At 67.6% G+C, this 24157-nt stretch carries 20 protein-coding genes, 1 tRNA gene and 1 pseudogene; 10 read left to right on the top strand and 12 right to left on the bottom strand.

The features are described from left to right. Positions 1-4 precede the first annotated feature (4 nt). The 3 genes from QFZ65_RS07660 (at position 5) to QFZ65_RS07670 (ending at position 2640) form a co-directional block, all read left to right on the top strand. A complete protein-coding gene (locus tag QFZ65_RS07660) occupies positions 5-820 on the top strand; it encodes a metal ABC transporter ATP-binding protein (protein WP_306909519.1) in 816 nt (271 codons plus the stop codon). Beyond that, positions 821-1711 carry a metal ABC transporter permease gene (locus tag QFZ65_RS07665; RefSeq protein ID WP_306909521.1) on the top strand — a complete coding sequence of 297 codons (891 nt, stop codon included), beginning with the start codon at positions 821-823 and terminating at the stop codon, positions 1709-1711. A 77-nt stretch (positions 1712-1788) separates the two neighbouring features. Further along, positions 1789-2640, top strand: a complete 852-nt coding sequence (locus tag QFZ65_RS07670; protein WP_306909523.1) for a hypothetical protein — start codon at positions 1789-1791, stop codon at positions 2638-2640. A gap of 23 nt (positions 2641-2663) precedes the next feature. Here the strand turns inward: QFZ65_RS07670 and QFZ65_RS07675 are convergent, their stop codons facing one another. Beyond that, the gene (locus QFZ65_RS07675; protein WP_306912527.1) at positions 2664-3125 is read right to left on the bottom strand and encodes a Fur family transcriptional regulator; all 462 of its coding nucleotides are present in this window, start codon (positions 3123-3125) and stop codon (positions 2664-2666) included. Between the two features lie 104 nt (positions 3126-3229). Between QFZ65_RS07675 and QFZ65_RS07680 the strand changes: the two genes are divergently transcribed. Continuing rightward, entirely contained in the window at positions 3230-3886 is a 657-nt protein-coding gene (locus QFZ65_RS07680; protein WP_306909524.1) for an MBL fold metallo-hydrolase, read from the top strand. A 17-nt stretch (positions 3887-3903) separates the two neighbouring features. Here QFZ65_RS07680 and QFZ65_RS07685 read toward each other — a convergent pair whose 3' ends face one another. Further along, positions 3904-5001, bottom strand: coding sequence for a PLP-dependent cysteine synthase family protein (locus tag QFZ65_RS07685; protein WP_306909526.1), 1098 nt, complete (start codon positions 4999-5001; stop codon positions 3904-3906). 78 nt (positions 5002-5079) lie between these two features. Here QFZ65_RS07685 and QFZ65_RS07690 point away from each other — a divergent pair, with 78 nt between their 5' ends. Further along, on the top strand, positions 5080-5937 hold the full coding sequence (locus QFZ65_RS07690; protein ID WP_306909527.1) for a sulfurtransferase: 858 nt from the start codon (positions 5080-5082) through the stop codon (positions 5935-5937). 482 nt (positions 5938-6419) lie between these two features. On the opposite strand, the gene QFZ65_RS07695 is transcribed toward QFZ65_RS07690, so the two are convergent. Continuing rightward, the gene (locus tag QFZ65_RS07695; RefSeq protein WP_306909529.1) at positions 6420-8198 is read right to left on the bottom strand and encodes an HNH endonuclease signature motif containing protein; all 1779 of its coding nucleotides are present in this window, start codon (positions 8196-8198) and stop codon (positions 6420-6422) included. 349 nt (positions 8199-8547) lie between these two features. Here QFZ65_RS07695 and QFZ65_RS07700 point away from each other — a divergent pair, with 349 nt between their 5' ends. After that, positions 8548-9705, top strand: a complete 1158-nt coding sequence (locus tag QFZ65_RS07700; protein WP_306909531.1) for an NAD(P)-dependent alcohol dehydrogenase — start codon at positions 8548-8550, stop codon at positions 9703-9705. Continuing rightward, positions 9702-10130 (top strand): HIT family protein, encoded by a 429-nt coding sequence (locus QFZ65_RS07705; RefSeq protein ID WP_306909534.1) that lies wholly within the window; start codon positions 9702-9704, stop codon positions 10128-10130. The genes QFZ65_RS07700 and QFZ65_RS07705 overlap by 4 nt, the downstream gene beginning before the upstream one ends. A gap of 4 nt (positions 10131-10134) precedes the next feature. Here QFZ65_RS07705 and hrpA read toward each other — a convergent pair whose 3' ends face one another. Both hrpA and QFZ65_RS07715 read right to left on the bottom strand, forming a co-directional pair. Next, positions 10135-14181, bottom strand: coding sequence for an ATP-dependent RNA helicase HrpA (gene hrpA, locus QFZ65_RS07710; protein WP_306909536.1), 4047 nt, complete (start codon positions 14179-14181; stop codon positions 10135-10137). A gap of 132 nt (positions 14182-14313) precedes the next feature. After that, positions 14314-14481 carry a hypothetical protein gene (locus QFZ65_RS07715; protein ID WP_306909538.1) on the bottom strand — a complete coding sequence of 56 codons (168 nt, stop codon included), beginning with the start codon at positions 14479-14481 and terminating at the stop codon, positions 14314-14316. 81 nt (positions 14482-14562) lie between these two features. On the opposite strand from QFZ65_RS07715, the gene QFZ65_RS07720 reads away from it, so the two are divergent. Beyond that, positions 14563-15531, top strand: coding sequence for a GlxA family transcriptional regulator (locus tag QFZ65_RS07720; protein WP_306909540.1), 969 nt, complete (start codon positions 14563-14565; stop codon positions 15529-15531). 30 nt (positions 15532-15561) lie between these two features. On the opposite strand, the gene QFZ65_RS07725 is transcribed toward QFZ65_RS07720, so the two are convergent. From QFZ65_RS07725 to yidC, 3 genes are all read right to left on the bottom strand, one after another. Beyond that, positions 15562-15861: a protealysin inhibitor emfourin gene (locus QFZ65_RS07725; protein ID WP_306909541.1), complete on the bottom strand. Its 300-nt coding sequence runs from the start codon at positions 15859-15861 to the stop codon at positions 15562-15564. 79 nt (positions 15862-15940) lie between these two features. After that, the gene (locus QFZ65_RS07730) at positions 15941-16984 is read right to left on the bottom strand and encodes a M4 family metallopeptidase (RefSeq protein ID WP_306909543.1); all 1044 of its coding nucleotides are present in this window, start codon (positions 16982-16984) and stop codon (positions 15941-15943) included. A 180-nt stretch (positions 16985-17164) separates the two neighbouring features. Further along, complete coding sequence (gene yidC, locus QFZ65_RS07735; RefSeq protein ID WP_306909544.1) at positions 17165-17989, bottom strand: membrane protein insertase YidC; 825 nt, start codon at positions 17987-17989, stop codon at positions 17165-17167. Positions 17990-18118: 129 nt separating this feature from the next. Here yidC and QFZ65_RS07740 point away from each other — a divergent pair, with 129 nt between their 5' ends. Further along, the gene (locus QFZ65_RS07740) at positions 18119-19102 is read left to right on the top strand and encodes a cation diffusion facilitator family transporter (RefSeq protein ID WP_306909545.1); all 984 of its coding nucleotides are present in this window, start codon (positions 18119-18121) and stop codon (positions 19100-19102) included. Positions 19103-19225: 123 nt separating this feature from the next. Here the strand turns inward: QFZ65_RS07740 and QFZ65_RS07745 are convergent. The 4 genes from QFZ65_RS07745 to QFZ65_RS07760 all read right to left on the bottom strand — a co-directional run bounded on the left by QFZ65_RS07745 (position 19226) and on the right by QFZ65_RS07760 (position 22282). Continuing rightward, a tRNA-Arg gene (locus QFZ65_RS07745) sits at positions 19226-19298 on the bottom strand. A 91-nt stretch (positions 19299-19389) separates the two neighbouring features. Beyond that, on the bottom strand, positions 19390-20937 hold the full coding sequence (locus QFZ65_RS07750) for an FAD-dependent oxidoreductase (RefSeq protein WP_306909546.1): 1548 nt from the start codon (positions 20935-20937) through the stop codon (positions 19390-19392). Continuing rightward, entirely contained in the window at positions 20934-21806 is an 873-nt protein-coding gene (locus tag QFZ65_RS07755) for an FAD:protein FMN transferase (protein WP_306909547.1), read from the bottom strand. Before QFZ65_RS07755 ends, QFZ65_RS07750 begins: the two co-directional genes overlap by 4 nt. A gap of 32 nt (positions 21807-21838) precedes the next feature. After that, positions 21839-22282 (bottom strand): hypothetical protein, encoded by a 444-nt coding sequence (locus tag QFZ65_RS07760; RefSeq protein ID WP_306909549.1) that lies wholly within the window; start codon positions 22280-22282, stop codon positions 21839-21841. Positions 22283-22486: 204 nt separating this feature from the next. Here QFZ65_RS07760 and argS point away from each other — a divergent pair. Further along, positions 22487-24152 (top strand): annotated as a pseudogene (gene argS / locus QFZ65_RS07765) (arginine--tRNA ligase). Positions 24153-24157 lie beyond the last annotated feature (5 nt).

Genomic DNA, 24157 nt, shown 5'->3' on the forward strand with positions numbered 1-24157 from the left:
CACGTTGACACCCGCAGTGAGCCTTCGCGGTGCCTCCCTCACGTTCGGCAACCGGACCCTTTGGGAAAACCTGGACCTGGACATCAACCCGGGCGAATTCCTCGCCGTCCTCGGCCCCAACGGCAGCGGCAAGACCAGTTTCCTCAAGGTGTTGCTCGGGCTGCAGGAGCTGACGACCGGTACTGCCGTGCTTGACGGACATCCGGTGGAACGGGGGAGCCGTCGCATCGGCTACGTCCCGCAGCAGAAATCCTTTGACCCGGACACGCCTTTGCGCGGCCGGGACCTCGTCGGTTTCGGCGTCGACGGCCACCGCTGGGGAATCCGCCTGGGAGCCGCCAAGGCGAACCGCAAAATTGACCGGCTGCTCGAACTCGTCGGCGCCGAAGACTATTCCAGGGTGCCGGTGGGTCAGCTCTCCGGCGGCGAGCAGCAGCGCCTGCGCGTCGCCCAGGCCCTGGCCACGGACCCGAAGGTACTGCTCTGCGATGAGCCCCTGCTATCCCTTGACCTCCAGCACCAGCAGGCCGTCAGCGGCCTGATCAACGACCAGTGCCGCCAACAGAGCAGCGCCGTGGTGTTCGTGACACACGAGATCAACCCCATCGTTGACTACGTCGACACGGTGCTTTACCTGGCCGGCGGCCGCTTCCGGGTGGGCAGCCCGCAGGACGTCATGACCACCGAGGTCCTCTCCGACCTCTACGGGAGCCATGTCGAAGTGATCCACGCGAACGGCCGAATCGTCGTCGTGGGAGTTCCCGAAGGCAGCACGCACCACCACGAGGATGTCCACGCCGTGGCAGGGGAGGTGGGCTAGATGGACCTCGGCAACCTGCTCAATTCGATTTTCAACTTCGAGAACTACGGCGAACTGCTCGTACTCGTGCAGAACTCCATCTGGGCCGGGGCGGTCCTCGGGCTGCTGGGCGGCCTGGTCGGCACTTTCGTCATGAAGCGGGACCTGGCGTTCGCCGTGCATGGCATCTCCGAGCTCTCGTTCGCCGGCGCGGCCTTTGCTCTCCTGATTGGCGCGGACGTGGTCCTTGGTTCCCTGGCGGGGTCGGTGGTGGCAGCGCTGCTGCTGGGCCTGATGGGTGTCCGTGCCAGGGACAAAAACTCGACCATCGGCGTGCTCATGCCCTTCGGCCTCGGCTTGGGCATCCTGTTCCTGTCGCTTTACGAAGGCCGCACCGCAAACAAATTCGGTCTGCTCACCGGGCAGATCGTCTCCGTCGGAACAGTCCAGCTGCAGGTCCTGGCGGGTGCCGCCGTCGTCGTAATGCTCGCATTGGTGGCCATCTGGCGGCCGCTGACCTTCGCCAGCGTTGACCCCGACGTCGCCGCCGCACGCGGCGTGCCGGTCCGGAGTCTCGCCCTCGGATTCATGCTGCTGCTGGGCGTGAGTGTGGCGCTCTCCATCCAGATCGTGGGAGCCCTGCTGGTGCTGGCGCTGTTGATCACGCCCGCCGCTGCGGCCTTGCGGGTGACGTCCTCGCCCCGGTTGGTGGTGGCCCTCAGCGTCGTGTTTGCCGTGACCGCGACAGTCGGCGGCATTTTGCTGGCCCTCGGCGGCCGGCTCCCGATCAGCCCGTACGTGACCACGCTGTCGTTCCTGATCTACGTGGTGTGCCGGCTGGTCGGCGGGCTCCGGGCCCGGCGCGGCATCAACGGCCGGGTGCTGCGCAGCGAGCCGGTTCCCGCGTCCTGATGCAGCCCGGCTAGCCGACCGGGTCCTCATCCGGCCACGGGCTATCCCTCCGGGTAGCGGCACCGTAGGGTGCAGCTATGGGGGTTGGACGGACGACGGCGGTGCGGCGGCTGATGCGCACCGCCCTACTCTTGCTCGTGGCGATGCAGACCACCGTGGCCTGCGGAGCGGAAACATCCCCGCCGGACCTCTCAAGCCGGGAGGCATTCGCCCGCGGCGTGATGAACGCAGCGACCTCCGGCTCGGTGGAGCAGGTCGAGAGCCTGGTGATCGATGACCGGCTCAACATCCGGCCCGAAGCGCAGCAGTTGGTCGAGTCCACCCGTGGCTGGACGCCCGGTTCCTGGCAGCTTCGGCTCAGCAACGATTTCCCGGAAGTCGCAACTGTGGATGCGTCCCGGAACGGCGAACCCTCCGCCGTCCGGTACCAGATCTCCTGGAGCCGCGGGCGCTGGAGATTGGTTCTGGGAGAGCCCAAGAACCCGCCGTCGGGAGGTGCAGGCCTAGGCCCCGGGCCGGCCCCCACGACAAGTCAACTTCCCGCGGGGTGCCATGCCGACGCCGGTGCGGCAGGGCCACCGCTGGAGTGCGGGCATTTCACGTCCGTGGCGGGCAACGCCGCCGGCCAGAATCTGTCCTGGCTGGCGTCCACACCTCTGTCGGTGAGCTTTGACCGGATGGATGCCTCGTTGACCATGGTGGTCCGGATGCCGTGCGGCGTCCTGAATATCCCCGTGGTTCTCGATGTCTTTTCCCTGACCCCCGACCCCGGCGGGCTCGTGGAGTCCGCGGACGGCTGCGCCGGTCCGGCGGCAGAACACCGCAGCTGGACCACCGGCTACGTCAAGGAACCGATGGTCTACCAGCTGGATGCGCAGGGGTTGGTACTCAGCAACAGGCTGGGCCAGATCAGGTTCACCCGGGACTGACTGCCGCGCTGCAAGAAAGACGACTATTGGGCGGCTTGCCGTGCCGTGCATTCGGGGCACAGACCAAAAATCTCCACTGTGTGCTCCACGGCGGTGAACCCGTGCTCCTGTGCGATCCGTGCGGCCCAGGCCTCAACGGCGGGCGCTTCAACTTCAACCGCCTTGCCGCAGTTGCGGCACAGGAGGTGATGGTGGTGCCCGGTGACGGCGCAGCGCCGGTAGACCGCCTCGCCGTCGGCGTTGCGCAGGACGTCAACGAGTCCGTCGTCGGCAAGTGACTGCAGAATCCGGTAGGAGGTGGCCAGCGAAACGGAGCTGCCCCGCTCGTGCAGGATGCGGTGAAGCTCCTGCGTGCTGACGAAGTCTGCCAGCTCGTCGAGGGCGGCGGAGACCGCCAGGCGCTGCTTGGTAACCCGCTGCTCCTTGCCTGCCGCGGGGACCGGGGCAGGCGGCCTGCTGCCGTCGGCGGGGGCGCCCTGGGACATTGGGGAACTCACTTCACAGTCGGTTTCGATGGCGTGCTGGCCATGTCCAAGATTACCAGCCGGGGATCGTGGACACTGCGGCGGCGGTTCCTTAGGCTGGCCCGATGAAGCTTACGAAATTCGCCCACGCATGTGTCCGCCTCGAAAAGGACGGCAAGGTCCTGGTGTTCGACCCGGGGACCTTGTCGGAGACGGAGGAGGCACTTGCAGGCGCGGATGCCGTGCTGATCACCCACGAGCATCCGGACCACATCGACGTCGGCGCCGTCGTCGACGCTTTGGCGGGCAGTGATACCTTGCAGCTCTTCGCGCCGGCGGGAGTGGCGGACCAATTGCGTGAAAAGGCGGCCGACGCCGGGTCCCGGATCCATTCCGTGGCGCCGGGGGAGGACTTTGAAGCCGCCGGCTTCGCTGTCCGGAGCTTCGGTGGCCAGCACGCCGTGATCCATCCCCAGATTCCGGTGGTGGCCAACGTGGGCTACGTGGTGGACTCGAACGTCTACCACCCCGGGGACTCCTTCGTGGTGCCGGACGGCGTCGAGGTGCAGACCCTTCTGGTGCCGATCCACGCGCCCTGGAACAAGGTGGGGGAAGTAGTGGACTTCGTGATCGGTGTGCGGGCGTCCCAGGCGTTTCCGATTCACGACGGACTGCTCAACGAGACCGGACAGGGGTTCGTGGAAGGGCATGTCACCCGGATCGGCGCAAAATACGGCACGCAATACCGGCACCTCTCCAGCGGGGACTCCGTGGAGGTCTAGGACGTAGGGTCCAGGGCTTAGGCCGGCCACGTCCCGGTTGCGAAGAAGCCGGCGAGGGTGTCTTCGTGCGGGGCGGGGTCCAGCTCCTGGGACGTCAGCCACTCCGGGTTGTAATAGTTGCCCGCATAGCGGTCGCCGCCGTCGCACAGCAAGGATACGACGCTGCCGCGCTGGCCCTCCGCGACCATCCCGGCAATGAGCTGCCAGACGCCCCAGAGGTTGGTGCCCGTGGACGGACCGGCGTGCAGCCCGGCATGGCGCTGAAGGTGGCGCATTGCCGCCACCGAGGCGGCGTCCGGGACCTGGATCATGTGGTCGATCACGCCCGGGACAAAGCTCGGCTCCATCCGGGGCCGGCCGATACCCTCAATCCTTGAGGGTAGACCTGTGGCGTCCGAGGCAAGCGTGCCGCTTTCGCGGCAGTCCAGCCACGCCGGATAGAACGCCGAATTCTCGGGGTCGACGACGGCAAGTTTCGTATCGTGGCGGTGATAGCGGAGGTACCTGCCGATCGTGGCGCTGGTGCCGCCGGTTCCGGCGCCCACCACGATCCAGCGGGGAATTGGGTGCTCTTCGAGCGCTAGTTGACCGAAGATGGACTCGGCGATGTTGTTGTTGCCGCGCCAGTCGGTGGCCCGCTCCGCATAGGTGAACTGGTCCATGTAGTGGCCGCGGCAGCTCCTGGCGAGTTCCGCGGCGGCCGAGTAGATTTCGGACGGGTGGTCCACGAGGCGGCAAGTGCCCCCGAAGCGTTCGATCAGCGCCACCTTCTCACGGCTCGTGGTGCGCGGCAGAACGGCGATGAAAGGCAGGCCCAGCAGTTGTGCGAAGTAGGCCTCGGAAACGGCCGTGCTCCCGCTGGATGCTTCCACAATCGTGGTGCCTTCCCTGATCCAGCCGTTCACCAGGCCGAAAAGAAACAGCGAGCGGGCCAGCCGGTGCTTCAGGCTTCCGGTGCGGTGCGCGGACTCGTCCTTGAGGTATAGCTGGACGCCCCAGCGCTCCGGCAGCGGGATGAGGTATAGGTGGGTGTCCGCGGAGCGGTTGTTCTCCGCGTTGATCCTGAGGATTGCCTCGTCGGCCCAGGCGCGGTTCTGCGTACTCTCACTGGTCACGGGAACCAGACTACCGGCGGGGCTTGGCGGGAGCGATGCCCCCGGATGCGTGGCACAACCCGCGGATAGAGTTGGTGGATGCAAACACTCATGGATGTGGCTTCCCTGAAGGAACGGCTGGATTCCGGCCGGCGCACCGTCCTGCTGGACGTACGCTGGGCGCTCGGTGATCCACACGGGCGCGAGCACTATATGCGGGAGCACCTTCCCGGGGCAGTCTTCGTGGACCTCCCCTCCGAGCTTGCCGGCCCCGCAGACCCTGCCCGCGGGCGCCACCCGCTCCCGCCGCTGCAGCATTTCCAGGCATCGGTCCGGGCGTGGGGCGTTCGGACGGGCGACACGGTTGTTGCGTACGACGACAGCGGCAACATGGCGGCCGCGCGGCTCTGGTGGATGCTCCGGAACGCCGGCCTTGCTGACGTCTATCTCCTCGACGGCGGACTGGCCGCCTGGCGTGCCGCCGGATACGGGACGGAAAGCGGTGAGCGGCAAGCGGAGCCTGGGGACATCGTTCTTTCGGACGGCGCGTTGCCCGTGATCGACGCCGGCCGGGCCGCCACGTGGGCTGAGCAGGGCGTGCTGCTCGATGCCCGCGCCGGGGAGCGTTTCCGCGGCGAGATCGAGCCCGTGGACCCGCGCGCCGGCCACATCCCGGGTGCGGTCAGCGCTCCCACCGGCGGCAACCTCGACGACGACGGCCGGTTCCTTCCGCCCGAACAGCTGGCGGCCCGCTTCGCCCGCCTTGGCGTGCGGCCGGGCGTCCCCACCGCGGTCTATTGCGGTTCGGGTGTCACGGCAGCCCACGAAATAGCAGCGCTCGCCATCGCCGGATTCCCGGCCGCGCTGTACCCGGGATCCTTTTCGGAATGGTCGAATAACCCCTCGAACGAAGTAGTGACCGGGCCGGCACCCTACGGCGACGGCGCCGCGGACTAGTGCCGGCGGCATAGACCATGGCGCACTTCCACACGGTCCTGACAGGGAGTGCACCTTTGGATTGGTCGATGGGGCGATTTACCCGAGTGCTTAGGCGTCTCGATCCGCTGGAAGGAGGGAAAGCGTGAGCACAGGGTCATCTGGTGCGGACTGGTCTGCGGCGTCTGCGTCATCATTCCGGCCCTTCTGAGGCTGGACAGCGAAGGATGGACAGGCGCCAATATTTTTTTCGTGGCGGTAGGCGCTGTTTTGGTCACCGGTTGGGTGACCAGGCTGGTCGTTTTGGCCAGCGCCAAGCGGCAAGAAGCCGTAGCGGAAAATGAAGGGCGTAAGACTCGTTAGCCCTGGGTTCCGAGACGAGCTGGATTGGAGCGGTTAAAAGCGATTTCACGCCGCCTGCCGCTTCCAGTCTGCCGCAGGCCAAGACGACGCCAATGAGAAACGGCACCTGCAACGCGGCGCGCCACGGGTGTGCGGCCGCGTCAGGCAGCTGGCTGCGCTGGGAGGCGTGGGCGTTTCCGTGCTTTAGCCCGGTGCCGGAGTTCGCGGCTGATGTCTCGTGGTGTGTCGGCCAACGGGTCAGCGAGCGGATCGCGTGCACCGCCGAGCGGACTCCCGGCCTTTGCGCTCCGGAGGGGTGCGCCGGGCAGGGGTGGTGCGGTGGAGTCGTATTTGTGGCCGGTGGGGGTGGTGACTTCGAGGGTGTGCCGGTTGCCGGGTCCGTTGTCGCTGGCGGGGCCGGGGCGGGGGCGGCTGGTCCAGCCGGGGAGTTCCTTGGTGTGGTTGCAGGCTTCGCAAAGCCCTGCGCCGTTGGCCGCGGTGGTTGGTCCGCCTTCGGCCCAGGGGAGGATGTGGTCCATGTGCCGGATCGGGGCGTCGCAGTAGGGGGTGCGGCAGGTATCGTCGCGGGCTTGGAGGAAGCGGCGGAGCCCGGCGGGGAAAAGCCGGGCCTTGGAGTCCATTGCGACGAGGTCCCCGGTGCCGGGCGCGGTGTAGAGCCGCCGCAACCAGATCTGCAGGGCGGTGTTATCCGCAGAAGCGGGTTCCGGGCCGCCTGTGTCCGCCGGAACCGGGCCTGTTCCCGGACTTCCGGCCCGTGAACCTCCGCTGCCCTGACCTACGCCCACAGGAGCTCCTGCGCCCGGATCTTGGTGGCCTTGGGCGGTGTCCGGACTTCCGTTGCCGAGTGCGGAGCCGCCGCCTTTGATGAGTTGGCGGGCCCAGCCGGCGGGGACGGTGCCGTAGCCGGGGAGCCTTGCGGGTTCGCTGTCGCCCTGGAGGAGGGTGCGGTCGGTCATCACGAGCTGGATCTCGATGCTGCTAATCCCGCCGGGGGTGCCGGTGGTCCATTCGACGAGGGCGTCGGACATCAGCTGTCCCCGGGTGCGGGGGTCCCCAGCGGCGCGGGCGGTGTCGGCGTGCCGGGTGAGCGCCGCGTAGACGGCGACGCCCTCGTCCACCGGCAGCAGGGCCGTCAGGTAGCACATGGTATCCGGCGCCGGGCGCAGGCTGACGTAACGTTCGGCAGCAGCGTGGCTCGCCCGCTGAGTAACCGAGCGGGGGTCGCGGTGGTACGCCGCGGCCCGGGCCGCGGCCACAATGGCGCGGTCCCCGGCGCCGGTGAAGGTGCCGGTGTCGGCGGCGAGTTCCTCGTCCACAGCAGCCCGGTCCGCGGCGGGCAGGCAGGCTGTTTCGCGCACGATCAGCGTGGCGCCCCATTCGTTGAGCTGCCCGTTCTCGAGCGCGGCGAGGGTGTGCGGCATTTCGGTCACGAGAGCCTTCGCGAGTCCCAGGTGCCGGGAGCCGCGGGCTGGGGATTCCCGCCGGGCGAGCGCGATCTGCGCCCCGACCCCGGCCCCGAGCTCGGCCTCGGGGACGCCTGCCGCGCGTTGGGCGCGCCGCTGGACGAGGTCGAAGGCGACGGTGATGCGGGCCTGACGGGCGGACAGGGCGGATTTCTGGTCCTCGAGTTCGCGGAGCTCGTCGATCAACGCCGCCCCGTCATCGCCCAACGGCGCATCGGCGTCCAAGGCAGCCGTGTCATCAACGCCGCGGTCGCCCGGTCCGCCCTCAAAACCGGCGGGCCCGTCGTCGTGGGGAAGGGAACCGGGAAGGGAATCAGGAACGGAAGAGCGAACATGGCGGCCAGGGCCGAGAAGGCGGGCGGCATCAGCAGCAGCCGCGCCGCCTCCTGCGCCGCGGCGTTCAAGCCTGCCGCCGTTGGCTGCCCGAACCACTTCGGGCTCCAGATTGCCGTCCATGAATCCATTCTTGCTGGTGGGTCCGACAGAATAAGCGCGTTCAACCAAGGTGCGGGTGCACTCCCGAACGAGGCTGAGGGACTGACGAACGAGAGTACGGCCAGAGTTGTCCTGCGTGGTCAGTGTGGGCAGCCTGACAAGCCAGCATCGCCCGCAGCAACGGGAGCGCGCCCGCCGCCATAGCAACCGGGGTGTTAGCTAACCACCGGGAGCCTGCGTCCAGAGCCGATTCATGCCACCCGGCATCGCCCGCCGCGCCCGCCCGCCGCGCCCGCACGCCCCGCCCGCCACCACCCGCCCTCGCAGAGCCGATTGGCCATGTTCGGCAGGCCGGGGGTAGCGTCGGGGAATGACTCCTGGAAGCCCTGTGCCCCCGCCCCTTGCCAAGCCGCTCCCCACCGTTGACGCCTCCTCTGAAGCGTTCGACGCTCCCCGGCTCGCTGCCGCTTATGGCGCGACGGCCGGCGACAGCGGTCTCGTTCCGTTGACCGTCACCAGGCGTGCGCCGAAGGAAGACGACGTCGAGATCGCCATCGAGTTCTGTGGATTGTGCCACTCGGACGTCCACGCCACCCGTGGCGAGTGGGGTACCCAGAATTACCCGCTGGTTCCCGGCCACGAAATCGTCGGCAGGGTCACCCGGGTCGGTTCCGCCGTCGACGATTTCGCACCGGGGGAGCGCGTTGGGGTCGGCTGCATGGTCGATTCCTGCCGCGAGTGCGACAGCTGCCTGGAAGGACTGGAACAGTACTGCGAAAACGGCATGGTTGGCACGTATGGCGCCAAGGACCGCCGCAACGCGGACGCCATCACCCAGGGCGGCTACTCCAGCTCCATCGTGGTGGACCGCCGCTACGTGCTGCGCGTCCCCGAAAGCCTTGACCCGGCGGCCGCGGCACCGCTGCTCTGCGCCGGCATCACCACCTTCTCGCCGCTGCGCCACTTCGAGGTCGAGGAGGGCGACGTCGTCGGCGTCGTCGGTCTGGGCGGACTCGGACACATGGCGGTCAAGCTCGCCAAGGCCATGGGCGCCGAAGTCAAGGTCTTCACAACCTCCGAGTCCAAGTTCGCCGCTGCCCGCGAACTCGGAGCCGACGACGTGATCCTCTCCCGTGATGCGGCCGCGATGGAGGCGGCTAACCGGACCATCGACGTCATCATCGACACCGTCGCCGCCCCCCACGACCTGAACCCCTATTTCCGCACCCTGCGGCTCGACGGCGCCCTGTTCCAGCTCGGCCTGCCTTCCGAGGACATGCCGCCGGTCAACCCTGGCGCCCTGATCCGGCGCCGCATCGCCTACGCCGGTTCACTGATCGGCGGGATCGAGGAGACGCAGGAAATGCTGGACTTCTGCGCCGAACACGGCGTGACCTCCGACGTCGAGGTGGTCCGGGCCGACCAGCTCAATGAGGCGTATGACCGCATGGTTGCCGGTGACGTGAAGTACCGTTTTGTACTGGACGCCAGCACCCTGGGGTTCCCTTCGGAAAGGGCAGATGTATGAGCACTCTCTTCAGCAGGATCATCAACGGCGAGATCCCGGGACGTTTCGTCTGGCGCGAAGACGACGTGGTGGCGTTCCTGACGGCGGGCCCGCTGGCTGACGGACACACCCTCGTCGTGCCCGTCGAGGAAGTGGACCGCTGGACCGACGCCCGGCCCGAACTCTTCACTCGCGTCATGGAGGTGGCCCAGAAAATCGGCGCCGTCCAGGTGGATATCTTTAATGCCGCCCGCGCCGGCCTGATCGTCGCGGGCTACGAAATCGACCACCTCCACGTGCACGTCTGGCCGTCCAACTCCATGGCCGACTTCGACTTCGGCTCTGCGGACCACCACCCCGACCCGGCCCAGCTGGACGCCAACGCCGAAAAACTCCGCGAAGGCCTCCGCGCGGCCGGCCACGGGAAAAACGTCCCGGACGCCTGAGAGGCTACACCGGCGCGAGTGCCTTATTGAGAACTGCCCGGATCCGCTTCTCCGACACCGAATAAGCCGTTCCGAGTTCGACGGCGAACAGGCTCACCCGGAGCTCCTCGATCATCCAGCGCACCTGGGTTAACTCAGCACCGGCGCGCCGCCCAGGCAGCAGGGCGGACACGGCGTCGTCGTAGTCGTCCTCCAAGGCCTGGACCACCGCCATGTGCTGCGCGTCGCGTTGCACGTTGGTGGGCAGCTTCTCAAGCCGCTTCTCGATGGCGGCCAGGTACCGCGGCAGCTGGCTCAGCTGCGCGTAGCCCGTGCGTGCCACAAAGCCCGGGTAGACGAGCTGCTCGAGCTGGCTTTTGATGTCATTAAGCGCGCTGATGAGGGCCAGGCTGGTGGTGCCCTTGAGCTGCCTGTTGATCCGGCTCGTGCTTGCCAGCACGCGTTCCACGATGGCGGTGACCGTGAAAACGGTGTCGATGAGTTCGGCACGGACCCTGTCGTACAGGGCTTTGAACTGCGCCTCGTCCCAAGGCAGCTCCGCCGGCGTGAGCTTGTCAATGGCGGCGAGAGCACAGTCCGCGATCAGGGCCGAAACGGAACCGTGCGGATTCTGGCTGAAGGTCAGCTTCTCGGTGTTGTTCAGGTGCTCAAGGACGTAACGGTCCGGCGGCGGGACCTTGAGGGCCAGCAGCCGGATGACGCCGCCGCGCATGGCCTGCTCCTGTTCGGAGCTGGTCTGGAACAGCCGCAGGGCAACCGAGCTGCCCTCGTCGACAAGCGCGGGGTAGCCCGTGACGGTGTGGCCCTTCACCGTGCCCTCGACCTTGCGCTGCACGGTGCCGAAAGACCACTCGGTCAGCCCGGATTTCTCTGTGAAGCCGGCCGGGGCAGCGGCGGCGGCGTGCCCCGGCAAAGCCAGCGTTCCGGCCGCCCCGCCGTTCGCCTTCGCCCTGCCGCCGCTCTTCGCCTGGCCGTCGCTCTTCGCCCGGCCGTCGCCCTTCGACGCCGTCGTCCGCGGGGTGGCGCCAAGGGACTCGGCGATCGCCCGGCGGCTGGCCGGGGCGAGCCTTTCCTGTAGTGCCGCGAGGTCCTTGCCCTCGTCCAGCACCAAGCCGTGCGAGTCCACCACCCTGAAGCTCACCCGCAGGTGCGGGGGGACGGCGTCCCAGTTCCAGGAATGCGGCGGAATGACCTGGCCGCGGAGACGGCGCAGCACCAACTCGAGGGAGGGCTCCAGCTCATCGGTGGCCGGATCGAAGTCGGCCTCCAGTGCCGCCACCGCCTGGCGGGCGACATCCGGAGCGGGAACGAAGTTCTTGCGCACCTGCTTGGGCAGCGACTTGATCAGGGCCGTGACAAGCTCCACGCGCTGGCCGGGAATCAGCCAGCGGAACGCAGCGTCGTCGAGCTGGTTCAGGAAGAGCACCGGAACCTCTGCGGTGACGCCGTCGGACGGGTTCGGCGGCGAGCCGGGGGCCACGGGGTGGAACTCGTATGCCAGGGGCAGCTCAAAGCCCTTGTGCAGCAGGGTCTGCGGGTAGGCCGAGTCATCGAGCGCGTCGGCATCCTCGCTGATCAGCAGTGCCTGGTCGAAGTCCAGCAGCGCCGGGTCCTGCTGGCGTGCTTCCTTCCACCACTTGTCGAAGTGCCGCTCGGAGACGACTTCCTTGCCGATCCGGGCGTCGTAGAACTCGAACAGCGTCTCGTCGTCCACCAGGATGTCGCGGCGCCGCATCCGGGCCTCCAGCTCCTCGATCTCCTGGAGCGCCGCGCGGTTGCGGTGGAAAAACTTGTGGTGCGTCTGCCAGTCACCTTCGACCAGGGCATGCCGGATGAAGAGCTCGCGGCTCAGCTCCGGATCCACCTTGCCGTAATTCACGCGCCTGCTCGGGATGATCGGCACACCATACAGCGTGACCTTCTCATGGGCCATCACGGAGCCCATCTTCTTGGACCAGTGCGGTTCGCTGTAGCTGCGCTTGACCAGGTGCGGCGCCACCTGCTCGGCCCAGAGCGGATCGAACTTCGCGGCCACGCGGGCCCACAGCCGGCTCGTCTCGACCAGTTCGGCAGCCATCACGAACGTGGGCGACTTCTTGAACAGCGCCGAACCGGGGAAGACCGCGAAGCGTGTCCCGCGGGCACCTGCGTATTCGCGCTTGCGCTCGTCGAGGATGCCGATGTGGCTCAGCAGCCCGGTGAGCAGGCTGATGTGGATGCTCTCGTGTTTGCCGACCGGGTCGGCCAGGCGCGTGTTGTCCAGGCTGATGCCGAGCGGCCGCGCGAGCTGGCGCAGCTGGGCGAAGAGGTCCTGCCACTCGCGGACGCGCAGGTAGTTGATGAATTCGGTGCGGCAGAGCTTGCGGAACTGCGTCGATGAAAGCTCCTGCTGCTTTTCCTGGAGGTAGTTCCACAGGTTCAGGAAGCCGGTGAAGTCGGAGTTCTCGTCCCGGAAGCGCGCGTGCTTCTCCGCGGCGAGCTGCTGCTTGTCGGTCGGGCGCTCCCGCGGGTCCTGGATGGTCAGCGCCGCCGCCAGGATCATGACCTCCCGGACGCAGCCGCGCCGGCCGGACTCCACGATCATCCGCCCGAGCCGCGGGTCCACGGGCAGCTGGGCAAGCTGCTGCCCGACGGCGGTCAGACCGCCGCCGTTTCGTCCGGCACCATTGCGTCCGCCTGCCCGCCCTCCGGGGCGTCCGCCGTCGTCGTCCGCCTGACCTTGCGGCCGGGCTGCGGCGAGGGCGCCGAGCTCGCGGAGCAGGGTGACGCCGTCGTTGATGGCGCGCGGGTCCGGGGGCTCCACGAACGGGAAGCTTTCTACATCCTTTGGCCCGCGGGCCACGCCCATGGCGGTCATCTGGAGGATGACCGCGGCAAGGTTGGTGCGGAGGATCTCGGGGTCGGTGAACAGAGGGCGTGACTCGAAGTCCTCTTCCGAATACAGCCGGATGGCGATGCCGTCCGAGACACGGCCGCAGCGGCCCGAGCGCTGGTTGGCGGACGCCTGCGAGACCCGTTCGATCGGCAGGCGCTGGACCTTGGTCCGGTGCGAATAGCGCGAAATGCGGGCAGTGCCGGTGTCAATGACGTACTTGATGCCGGGGACCGTCAGCGACGTCTCGGCGACGTTCGTGGCCAGGACGATGCGGCGCTTGTTGCCCGGGTGGAAGACCTTGTGCTGTTCCTGGAGGCTCAGCCGGGCGAAGAGGGGGAGCACCTCGGTACCGGCGAGCCGGCGGTTGGACTGGATCCTGCCGTTGAGGGCCTCCGCGGCGTCACGGATTTCCCGTTCGCCGGAGAAGAAGACCAGGATGTCGCCGGGTGCTTCGAGCGCGAGTTCGTCGACGGCGTCGCACACGGCGTCCAGGGGGTCGCGGTCCTCCTCCAGTTCGTCGTCTGAGGCGGGAATTCCCTCGTCGCCGGCTGCGGACCCGCCGGCGGGTTGCGAGAGCGGCCGGTAGCGGATCTCCACGGGATAGGTGCGTCCGGAGACCTCGATGACCGGCGCCGGTTCCTCGTCGCTGCCGAAGTGCCTGGCGAAACGCTGCGGATCGATCGTCGCGGAGGTGATGATGATCTTGAGGTCGGGCCGCTGGGGCAGGATGCGCTTGAGGTAGCCCAGGATGAAGTCGATATTGAGGCTGCGCTCGTGGGCTTCGTCGATGATGATGGCGTTGTACTTGCGCAGCAGCTTGTCGCGCTGGATCTCGGCCAGCAGGATGCCGTCGGTCATGAGCTTCACCCTGGTGGACCGGCTCACCTCGCCGGTGAAGCGGACCTGGAAACCCACCTCCTGGCCGATGTCGACGCCGAGTTCCTCGGCGATGCGTTCGGCCACGGTGCGCGCAGCAAGCCGGCGCGGCTGGGTATGGCCGATCAGGCCGTTCTCCCCGAGTCCGAGCTCCAGGCACATCTTGGGGATCTGGGTGGTCTTACCGGAACCGGTCTCGCCGGCGATGATGGTGACCTGGTTGGCCGCGATGGCGGCCATCAGGTCCTCGCGGCGCTCGGAAACCGGCAGCTCGGCGGGGTAGGAGATATGCAGTGTCATGGCTGGAAACAGTCTACTGGGCTTGAACATGAAGCTGCCCGGCCCCTGAGGGGGTCGGGCAGTTGTGGTCGGGCAGTTGGTGGTCAGCCCGGGCCGGCCGGTCCGGGCCGGCCGGAGGTTCCGGGGCGGACCTCAGAAGATCCGCAGCGTGTAGTTGGTGCTGGGGAGGTCGAGGGCGGACCAGGCGTCCTGCGAGCGGACCGGCGGGGTGTGGCCCCGGCCGTCGTTGCGAAGGACCGAGACGGTGGCTGCAAGGCCGGCGAGGATCAGGATGATGACTGCTATTCCGAGGAGTTCCATACCTCCATGGTTCTCTTGCGGAGGGAGCAAAAAAAGTGGCAGAAATGCCCAAAAAGGTAAATTTTCTGCCATCATGGATACATGATCAAATCAGTGGCGATGATCGTGGTTCCCAACTTCTCGATCTTCGAGTTTGCAACCGCCTTCGAGGTGTTCGGCATCGACCGTTCGGCCCGCGGCAGCGGGGTACCTGCCTTCGATTTCCGTGTCTGCACGCCCGCTCCGGGAGACGTGCCGCTCAAATCCGGGCTGACGATGCACGTCGGACTGGGGCTGGAAGCGGCGGCGGATGCGGACCTGGTCATCATGACCCCCTACGGAAACGACGACGACCTGGACGACTCCGTGCTGGACACCTTGCGTGCCGCTCATGCCCGCGGTGCCTGGGTCATGTCCATTTGCTCCGGTGCGTTTGCCCTGGCGAGGGCGGGCCTCCTCGACGGCCGCCGCTGCACCACGCACTGGCACTACTCCCAGGAGCTTGCCGCGCGGTACCCGGCAGCGCTGGTGGATGAAAACGTCCTTTACGTGGAGGACAGCCGGATCATCACGAGTGCGGGGACGGCCGCGGGGATTGATGCGTGCCTGCACCTGGTCCGGGTGGAATTCGGCGCGAATGTGGCGGCGGCGATTGCCCGCGACATGGTTGTTCCCCCGCACCGCGACGGCGGCCAGGCGCAATTCATCGACCGGCCCATCCCGGCCTGCGGCTCCGAACCGATGGAGGAACTGCTGCAGTGGATGGTCCGCCACCTGGACGAGGACCATTCCGTCAACGAACTCGCGGCGCGGGTCCATATGTCGCCCAGGACCTTTGCCCGGCGTTTCCGGTCCGAGACAGGCGCGACGCCGGCCGCGTGGCTCAACTCCCAGCGCGTGCTGCGGGCCCAGGAACTGCTTGAGTCCACCGATCTCAACATCGACGAGATCGCGCGGGAATCAGGCTTCGGTCACTCGGTCTTGCTGCGTCACCACTTTGCGAAGGTCCTGGACACCAGCCCTCAGTCCTACCGGCGCACTTTCCGGGGGCATCTGGCCGAAGCGGTCTAGGTCTCTGCGGTCTAGGTCTCTGGGGACGGTCTACGCCCCCGGACCCGGCCCCGATTCTGCGGCCGCCCGGGTGTGATCGACCAGTTCACGCCACGGCCCTGTCAGGGCCTGCTCCGGCAGGGTGGCCCGGCGCTGTCCGGCGCGGATGTCATAGAGGAAGCGGTCCGGCTGGTTGCCGGATGCGCTGCGGGCGGTCCGGGGAGCCTCGTCCCAGGGGCAGGCCTCAACGAGCGGCTGCCAGAGGTCCTTGTCCTCCGGAGGCGTGGCCAGCACGGACCAGGTCCGCCTCATTCCGGCAATGCCGCCGCTGCGCTGGACGGTGATTTTCATGGAACCCGGATTTTCATGGAACCCGCCATTTTCGGAAAGCCCGCGGTTCTCATCGAACCGGGGGACCTGTTTCAAGGAGTCATAGCTTTACCTTTACAGTTTCCCACGCGGAGCGGACGGCGTCATGCTCTTTCGACTCGGCTCCGAAGAGTTCGTTTGCGGACGTCGCGGTGGCCTTCGCGAACGCGCGGAAGGTCGCATTTTGCGCCAACGAACCGCCGGTCAGGGCCTCGTACCAGATCTGGGCTGGTGCGTCCCAGGCGTTGCCGCCGAGGGCCGTCGCCACCAGGCAGAAGGCTCGGTTGGGGATCCCCGAGTTGATGTGCACGCCGCCGTTGTCGGCGCTGGTGCGGACGTAACCGTCCATCGAGTCCGGTTGCGGATCCTTGCCGAGCACGTCGTCGTCGTACGCCGTGCCCGGCGCCTTCATCGACCGCAGCGCCTTGCCCTGGACTTGATCCGTGAACAAGCCCTCGCCGATCAGCCAACTGGCCTCCGCTGCCGATTGCTTCCGCACGTACTGTTCCACCATGGCTCCGAAGACATCGGACACCGACTCGTTGAGGGCGCCGGCCTGGTTCCGGTAGGCCAGTCCGGCGCTGAACTGCGTGACGCCGTGGGCCAACTCATGACCGATGACGCTGAGGGACTTTGTGAACCGCTCGAACACCTGGCCGTCGCCGTCCCCGAAGACCATCTGCTGGCCGTCCCAGAAGGCGTTGTCGTAGAGGCGGCCGAAGTGGACGCTGGCGACGAGGGGAAGTCCGTGGTTGTCGATGGAGTTGCGGCCGAACGCCTCGGCGAAGAGCCTGTGGGTGTTCCCCAGGCCGTCATAGGCTTCATCGGCCGCGGTATCACCGGTTGCCGGTTCGCCCTCCTTGCGCACGACGTTGCCGGGCAGCTGCTCGGAGTATTTCGCATCGTAGACGGTCCGGTCGGGAGCAGTGGGCTTGCTCTCGCGCATGCCCGGGGGAGCAGCGGGGGCGGGAGCGGTCCGGGACGACTGGAAGCTCCGGACGTGCAGGAGTGCTTCCCGGGCGGCCCGTGATGCCTCGGAGAGCGCCGGTTCACGCTGCGCGGCCAGCCGGCGCAGCAGGTACGGAGGAATGATGGAGCAGTACATGTGAGACCCCTTTATGCTTCGGCGGAGCCTGCCGCCAGCACGGCGGCCGGCTCCGGGCCTGCCGCCGGCCGCCGGAAACCCCGCTGCCGATGCTGACAGCCTAAGAGGGGGCTCCGACTTTTGGGGAGTGGCTGTCCCGGCGCGGCGCGGCAACCTCCGGCAACCCCCGTCGACCGCGCGTCAAGGCGCCCGCGGGTCCCGGACGAAGGGCTCGGCGACGAACTGCTGGACCATGGTCCACAGGTTGGTGGTGGTCCAGTAGATCAAAACACCAATGGGGAAGATGATGCCGCCGACGCCGAAGACAACCGGCAGGATGTACAGCACCAACTTCTGCTGCAGCCTGAACTGGGCAGACGCGGCCTCATCGGGCTGGGCCCCGCCTGAAACTGCCCCCGCCATGATGTGCTTCTGGGTGATGAACTGCGCGGCGGTCATGGCAAGGATCATCAGAATGGTCAGCACCGGGACGCTCACGGGATTACCGGTGCTGCCGTGGAGCAGGGAGGCGGACAACGGGGCGCCGAAGACGCTTGCCTCCTCGAACTGCACCACCTGCCCGGGGCTCATCGCCCCGATGCCCTCGCCCCTCACGGCGGCCGCCGCCATGCCTGAGAGCACGGTGAAGAGGGCGAAGAAGAACGGCATCTGGATCAGCAGCGGAAGGCAGGCCGAAAACGGGTTCGTACCGTGCTTCTTGTACAGGGCCATCTGTTCCTGCGCCATGGCCTGCCGCGACAGCGGGTCGGTCCTTCCCGTGTACTTTTCCTGCAGCTCCTTCAAATCCGGGTGCAGCCGGCGCATGCCACGCTGGGCCTTGATCTGCTGCAGGTACACCGGAATCAAGGCGGCACGGACCACCAGCACCAGGCCGATGATGGAGAGGGACCACGTCCAGCCGCTGGCCGCTGGCATGCCGAGGGCGCTCATGCCGTCGTGGAGTCCCACCATGATCGCGGACACCAGCCACCGGAACGGCAGCAGGATCTCCGTAACCACGTCCACCAGCGCCCCCGTTCGTCGGGCCGCAATGCCCTCTGCCAGCAAACACGAAAGAACCCCTGGAATCCAGTGGGCCAGAGGGGTGGGTGGAGGGGGGCGCGTGGGCTGTTGTCCGTTGGGTACGGTAGGCCCATGCCCGAAACCAAGAACCGAAAAGAATCCAGCTCAACCCTGCTGACGGTCGTTATCGCTTTTGTGGCGAATATCCTCGTCGCCGGGGCGAAGTCGGTGGCCGCGGTACTGACGGGGTCGGCTTCCATGACTGCCGAGGCAGCGCACTCCTGGGCGGACACCGGAAACCAGGTGTTCCTGTTCTTTGCCGAACGGCGGTCCGCCAGGCCGCGGGACAAGAACCATCCGATGGGCTACGGCCGGGAAGCCTATGTCTGGTCCATGTTTGCGGCCTTCGGGTTGTTCACCGCCGGCGCCGTGGTGTCCATCATGCACGGCATCCAGCAGATCATCGAGCCGGAGCCCGCCGCCGACTTCGCCGTTGCCTACTGGGTCCTGGCCGCGGCGTTCGTCTTCGAGGGCATCTCCTTCGTCCAGGCTTTCCGTCAGACCCGGAAAGCGGCACGCGAGCTGGAGCGGCACACCCTGGAGCAGGTCCTGATCAGCTCCGATCCGACCCTGCGTGCCGTCTTCGCAGAGGACGCCGCGGCGCTGTTCGGCTTGGTGGTCGCCTTCGCGGGCGTGTTCCTGCACCAGGTCACGGGCTCACCACTGCCCGATGCCGTGGGGTCGATCGTTGTTGGCGTGCTGCTGGCCGTTGTCGCCGTCGTACTGATCGACCGGAACCGGCGCTTCCTGGTGGGCCAGGGCGTGACCCCCGACATCGAGCGGTCCATGGCCCGCCGGGTGCTGGAGCACCCGGACGTCGCCCGGCTCACCTACCTGCACCTGGAGTTTGTCGGTCCCCGCAAGCTGTACGTCGTCGCGGCGGTGGATCTGCAGGGAGACCACCCGGAACACGAAGCGGCTGTGGCCCTGCGCCGGGTGGAGCGCGAGCTGGAGGACCACGAAACGGTGGAGGAAGCCGTGCTCACGCTGGCAACCCCGGACGAGGTCGCCTTGAGCTTCGATTCGCCGGAAAGCCCTGGGCACATAGGTCGCTGAGGCACATGGTCGCCGGGGCACATAGGTTGCTGGGCCTGACAGAAGCCAGCGGCCAATAAGAACCCTAACCTGCCGGAAACCAGGAAACCCCGCCGTTTCACTGAAACGGCGGGGTTCTTTCTGTGCCCTCGATTGGAATCGAACCAACGACCTTCTGCTCCGGAGGCAGACGCTCTATCCCCTGAGCTACGAGGGCAATCAGGGTTCCTGCCGTTACCGGCGGGACGTCCTAGAGCTTAGCAGGAAGGTGGGCCCCAAGGGAAAACCGCGCCCTCAGTACCCCGAAATCAGTACCCCGAAAACGAGTCCACGTGGACACGCCGGGCGCCGGCGCCGCGCGCTGCGGCCCGGAGCGAGCGGACGCTGGCGGGCGACCCGCAGATGAAGACATTCCGCGCGGCGATATCGGGCACGAGCGCCTTCAGCGCCTTTCCGTCGATCCTTCCGGGCCCTGCGTCCTGCATGAACGACGGCGGGGCGGAGCCGTCCGCGAGGCGGGCCAGGATCCGGGCCCCGGAGCGTTCCAGTTCCTCAACGTAGGCGAGCTCCGCGGCGTTCTTCGCAAGATACAGCAGGACCACATCCCTGTCCCGGGCGGAGCCGGCGGCGAGCTGGGCCAGGAAAGGGGTGATGCCGATGCCGGCGGCAATCAACAGCACCGGCGTCGCGGGATCCCTCGGGAGGACAAAGTCGCCGCCCACGGTCGTGGCGGTGAGTTCCGTGCCCCGCTGCAGGGTGGCCAGTGAACGCTTGGCCGAGGACAGCGGCCCGGCTGTTCCCACCCCGATCCGCAGCACGGGCGAGCCGGGCGCGTTGGTCAGGCTGAAGACCCGCCGCAGGCCCTTTCCATCGGGCTTGCCGTCGGCCTTGTCGAAGGGCAGATGCAGTTCGAGGTACTGGCCGGGGCTGAAGCGCACCGGACGGTCCGGCCGGAAGCTGAACTCCGTCGTCGTCGGTGTCAACGGCCGCGAGCCCTCGAAGCGGAGCCGGACGCCGCCGCGCTGGCCGGCGGCGAAGGCCACTGCGTTGCCCGCCAGCAACGCCAGTTCCGGGGAGTTGGCCACGAACCCCAGATTGTAGGGGATGGCGAACAGCAGGCCGACGCCGGCGGCGAGCGCCAGCTGCTGCCAGCGCCGCGGCGGCAGCGTGAGCGGTTCCGTAAGCATGAAGCCGACGAAGAAGAGCACCGGCCGCTGGGCCAGCGACTGCCACAGCGCCTCGGCGGGCGCCGCGCCGGAGCGGAGCAGCTCCGCCGTCACGATGGAGACCGCGACCACGGTGAACACGGCGGCCATGAGCATCTTCCGAACCCGGTAGAGCACCAGCAGTACCCCTGGCAGCAGTACCAACAGCATGGCCGGGGTTGCCGCCCACCAGGTGGCGATATTCAGCCCTGTCAGGCCGGTGAGGAAGGCTCCGGCCGCTGCCGGATTGAAGATGTGCCGGCCACGCCACGCCAGCGCGTACTTGGAGGCGGAAGCGAGCACGCAGGCCAGCGCCACGCCGGCCAGGTCCAGCAGCTGCAGCCCGGCCGAGAACTGCGTCGGCCAGAACAGGAAGTACAGCAGGAGCCCCGTGATGAGGGACGACTCGCTGTGCGGACGCACGCGGAACAGGGCGGCCAGCGCGCGGTTGGAGCCGTACGTCAGTCCGAGGCAGAGAACCAGGTGCACCAGCATCTCCGGCAGCCCGAAGGTCAGCCAGCCGAGGACGTCCAGCACCATGCTGTAGGCGGCGAGGACGGCCAGCACCCACAGCACCAGCCGGTACATCGTGAACCGGCCGAGCGCGGAGTCCAGCCTCGAGCCGATCGGAGGTGAGATAACGGCGGTCATGTGAACAGCGCTCCTTCAAAATCGGCCGAATACTCCGCGTGCCCGTCGGAATAGACGGTCAGCCAGGAGAACTCGAACTCCTCCCGCAACCGGGTACCTTCGACAAAAAAGAGGGCCGTGGCCAGCGCGTCTGCCAGCATCGCGGTACCGGCCATCGCCCAGCTGGCCACAACCGTCCGTACAGGCGCTCCGGTGGTGCCGTCAAGCACGTGGTGCAGCCCGTCGCCCCAGGCCCGCCGGTTGGCTGCGGAGGCGCACAGGGCACCGGCACTGAGCGGCAGGGTGCCGATGGCGCGTGAGGCGTCATACGGATGTTCGAGTGCCACCTCGACCGGCGCCCTGCTTGAGTTCAGCAGGTCGCCGCTGGCGTCGATGAAGTGCTCGCCGATTCCGCATGCGGAGAGCTCGGCGGAGAGCAGGTCGGCCAGCTGCCCCTTGCCGGCGGCGCCGACGTCGATCACGACGGGAGCGCGCGTGGTCAGCACTGTTCCGTTCCACTCCAACGCGTCCTCCCAGCGGGGGGCGGCCACTGGTGGACCGAGAGGGCGCAGCGAGTAATCGCCGTCGTATCCGAGCTGCGCCAGGCTGCCGCCGATGAGCGGAGTCATGGCGCCACCGCTCAGCCGGTGCAGCGCCCGGTAGAGCGGTTCCAGGTCAGCGGCCCCGGCGGGGAAGTCATAGCTGCCCGGCTGCCGCGCGGCCCGGGACACCAGCGAGTCCGGACGGAAACGGGACCAGGCGGAGTCGTAGTCCGCCACGACGTCCAGCAGCCGGCGGCGGTGCCCGTCGGCAAGCGGGGAGGGCGTGGAAACCTCCCAACGGGTACCGATCCCGTCGAAACTGAAATCAGCCCAGCCCGGATGGGGCACCTGGCCTCCCTTACCGCCGCGCTGCCGGCCGGCTACGTGGCATCGGCCTTGATCTTTTCCACGGCCTGGTTGAAGCCGCCGCTGGTCAAAGACGAACCTGCCACCTTGGAGACCTTGATCTCATCGAGCTTTTTGCCGACGATCTGTGCCTTGATGCCGCTGGAGAACTCGCCCTGGAACTTCTTGGTGTTCGGGTTGGAGGGGTGCGGGGTGATCACGACGTCGGACACGGACCCGCCGGCCAGCGTCAGCTGCACGCCGACCGTCTCCTGGCCGTTCGGTGAGACATAGTTGCCGTCGGCGGAGTAGGTTCCGTCCCGGTAGGAGCCGCCTGCCGCGGCGGACGCCGGGGACGCGGGCTGCGTCGCCCGGGACGCAGGGCTGCCCTGCGCGCCGGGTGCGCAGCCGGCCGCGGTCCCGGCCAGGGACAGGCCGGCAATGCCGACGAGGACGTTTTTTCGAAGTGTTGTATTCATGCCGCGGCTCGTTTCGGAAGTGGGTCGGTGGGGCAGGAACTTGGTATTGGTCTCGGCTTTGGTCTCATCGGGCCGGCTGCAGGCATTCCGCCGGCTACACCGAGAAGAACGTTCAATTCAGCTTAATGGTTCAGCGGCACCGGGCCGGCCGCTGCAGCCGGCCCGAAATTCCGCGACACTGCGGCCCGACGGTAGGCTAGAGCCGTGACCCCAGAAGAACTCTCCCTTGCCATTTCCGCCTGCCTGAAGGACGCCGTCGACGCCGGCGAAATCGGGCTCACCGCATCCGACGTTCCGGCTGAGGTGCGCGTGGAGCGGCCGAAGAACAGGGACCACGGAGACTGGGCCACCAACATCGCCCTGCAGCTGGCCAAGGCCGCCGGAACCAACCCGCGTGAGTTCGCCTCGGTCCTCAGCGCCCGGCTGAAGTCCATCGACGGCGTTTCCGCCGTTGACATCGCCGGTCCCGGCTTCCTCAACATCACCGTCGACGCCGCCACCGCCGGTGCGCTGGCCAAAGCCATCGTCGAGGCAGGCCGGGCGTACGGCACCAACGCCGCGCTCGCCGGACACACGGTCAACATGGAGTTCGTCTCCGCCAACCCCACCGGGCCGCTGCATATCGGGCACACCCGCTGGGCCGCCCTGGGCGACTCGATTGCCCGCGTGCTCCGTGCCTCCGGCGCGGACGTTACGGCCGAGTACTACGTCAACGACGCCGGTTCGCAGATGAACGTCTTCGCCCAGTCCGTGCTGGCACGGATGCACGGGCGCGAGCTTCCGGAGGGCGGCTACCCGGGCGAGTACATCGCCGAGCTGGGCCACGAGGTGCTCACGCAGCACCCGGACATCCGCGAGCTCACCGACGTTGCCGCGCTGCCGGTCATCCGGGGGTGCGGCCTACAAGGCGCAGCTGCACGACATCAAGCAGACCCTCGCAGGGTTCGGCGTCGACTTCGACGTGTTCTTCTCCGAACAGGAACTCCACGACGCCGGGGCCATCGAGGACGCGGTCGCGCGGCTCCGCGAACAGGGCCACGTGTACGACGACGGCGGGGCGGTCTGGCTGCGCACCACCGACTTTGGTGACGACAAGGACCGCGTGATGATCCGCGCGAACGGCGAGCCGACCTACTTCGCCGCCGATGCCGCCTACTACCTGTCCAAGAAGGACCGCGGCTACACCGAAAAGATCTACCTGCTCGGGGCGGACCACCACGGTTACATCAACCGGCTCAAGGCCATCGCCGCTGCTGCCGGCGACGACCCCGAGGTCAACATCGAGATCCTGATCGGGCAGCTCGTGTCCGTCAACGGCGCCAAGCTGTCCAAGCGGGCCGGCAACATCATCGAGCTCAAGGACCTCATCTCCTGGCTGGGCAAGGACGCGGTCCGCTACTCCCTGGCGCGGTTCCCGGCCGACTCGCCGCTGACCCTGGACCCGGAGCTGCTGAAGAAGCACAGCAATGAAAATCCGGTGTTCTACGTCCAGTACGCGCACGCCCGGTCCCGCGGCGCGGCCCGCAACGCCGTAGCGGCCGGCGTGGAGCGCCGTGTGGACGGCAAGGACTGCTTTGATGCCGCGCTGCTGGACCACCCGACCGAAAACGAGCTGCTCTCCTACCTCGGAAGCTACCCCTCGATCGTTGCCAAGGCCGCGGAATTGCGCGAACCGCACCGGATCGCCCGCCATCTTGAGGTCATTGCCGGCGCCTACCACCGCTGGTACGACGCCTGCCGCGTGGCGCCGCAGGGCGAGGAGCCCATCACCGACGTGAACCGTACCCGGCTGTGGCTCAACGACGCCACCAGCCAGGTGCTGGCCAACGGACTCGAACTGCTGGGCGTCTCGGCGCCGGAACGGATGTGACCGCC

Origin of the sequence: Arthrobacter sp. B3I9, assembly GCF_030816935.1 — a bacterium.
Taxonomy (GTDB): domain Bacteria; phylum Actinomycetota; class Actinomycetes; order Actinomycetales; family Micrococcaceae; genus Arthrobacter.

Excerpts from the sequence above, each read along its gene's own strand:
- QFZ65_RS07665 (WP_306909521.1), top strand. The coding sequence starts at position 821 with ATGGACCTCGGCAACCTGCTCAATTCGATTTTCAACTTCGAGAACTAC.
- QFZ65_RS07670 (WP_306909523.1), top strand. The coding sequence starts at position 1,789 with ATGGGGGTTGGACGGACGACGGCGGTGCGGCGGCTGATGCGCACCGCC.
- QFZ65_RS07675 (WP_306912527.1), bottom strand. The coding sequence starts at position 3,125 with ATGTCCCAGGGCGCCCCCGCCGACGGCAGCAGGCCGCCTGCCCCGGTC.
- QFZ65_RS07680 (WP_306909524.1), top strand. The coding sequence starts at position 3,230 with ATGAAGCTTACGAAATTCGCCCACGCATGTGTCCGCCTCGAAAAGGAC.
- QFZ65_RS07690 (WP_306909527.1), top strand. The coding sequence starts at position 5,080 with ATGCAAACACTCATGGATGTGGCTTCCCTGAAGGAACGGCTGGATTCC.
- QFZ65_RS07695 (WP_306909529.1), bottom strand. The coding sequence starts at position 8,198 with ATGGACGGCAATCTGGAGCCCGAAGTGGTTCGGGCAGCCAACGGCGGC.
- QFZ65_RS07700 (WP_306909531.1), top strand. The coding sequence starts at position 8,548 with ATGACTCCTGGAAGCCCTGTGCCCCCGCCCCTTGCCAAGCCGCTCCCC.
- QFZ65_RS07705 (WP_306909534.1), top strand. The coding sequence starts at position 9,702 with ATGAGCACTCTCTTCAGCAGGATCATCAACGGCGAGATCCCGGGACGT.
- hrpA (WP_306909536.1), bottom strand. The coding sequence starts at position 14,181 with ATGACACTGCATATCTCCTACCCCGCCGAGCTGCCGGTTTCCGAGCGC.
- QFZ65_RS07715 (WP_306909538.1), bottom strand. The coding sequence starts at position 14,481 with ATGGAACTCCTCGGAATAGCAGTCATCATCCTGATCCTCGCCGGCCTT.
- QFZ65_RS07720 (WP_306909540.1), top strand. The coding sequence starts at position 14,563 with ATGATCAAATCAGTGGCGATGATCGTGGTTCCCAACTTCTCGATCTTC.
- QFZ65_RS07725 (WP_306909541.1), bottom strand. The coding sequence starts at position 15,861 with ATGAAAATCACCGTCCAGCGCAGCGGCGGCATTGCCGGAATGAGGCGG.
- QFZ65_RS07730 (WP_306909543.1), bottom strand. The coding sequence starts at position 16,984 with ATGTACTGCTCCATCATTCCTCCGTACCTGCTGCGCCGGCTGGCCGCG.
- QFZ65_RS07740 (WP_306909545.1), top strand. The coding sequence starts at position 18,119 with ATGCCCGAAACCAAGAACCGAAAAGAATCCAGCTCAACCCTGCTGACG.
- QFZ65_RS07750 (WP_306909546.1), bottom strand. The coding sequence starts at position 20,937 with ATGACCGCCGTTATCTCACCTCCGATCGGCTCGAGGCTGGACTCCGCG.
- QFZ65_RS07760 (WP_306909549.1), bottom strand. The coding sequence starts at position 22,282 with ATGAATACAACACTTCGAAAAAACGTCCTCGTCGGCATTGCCGGCCTG.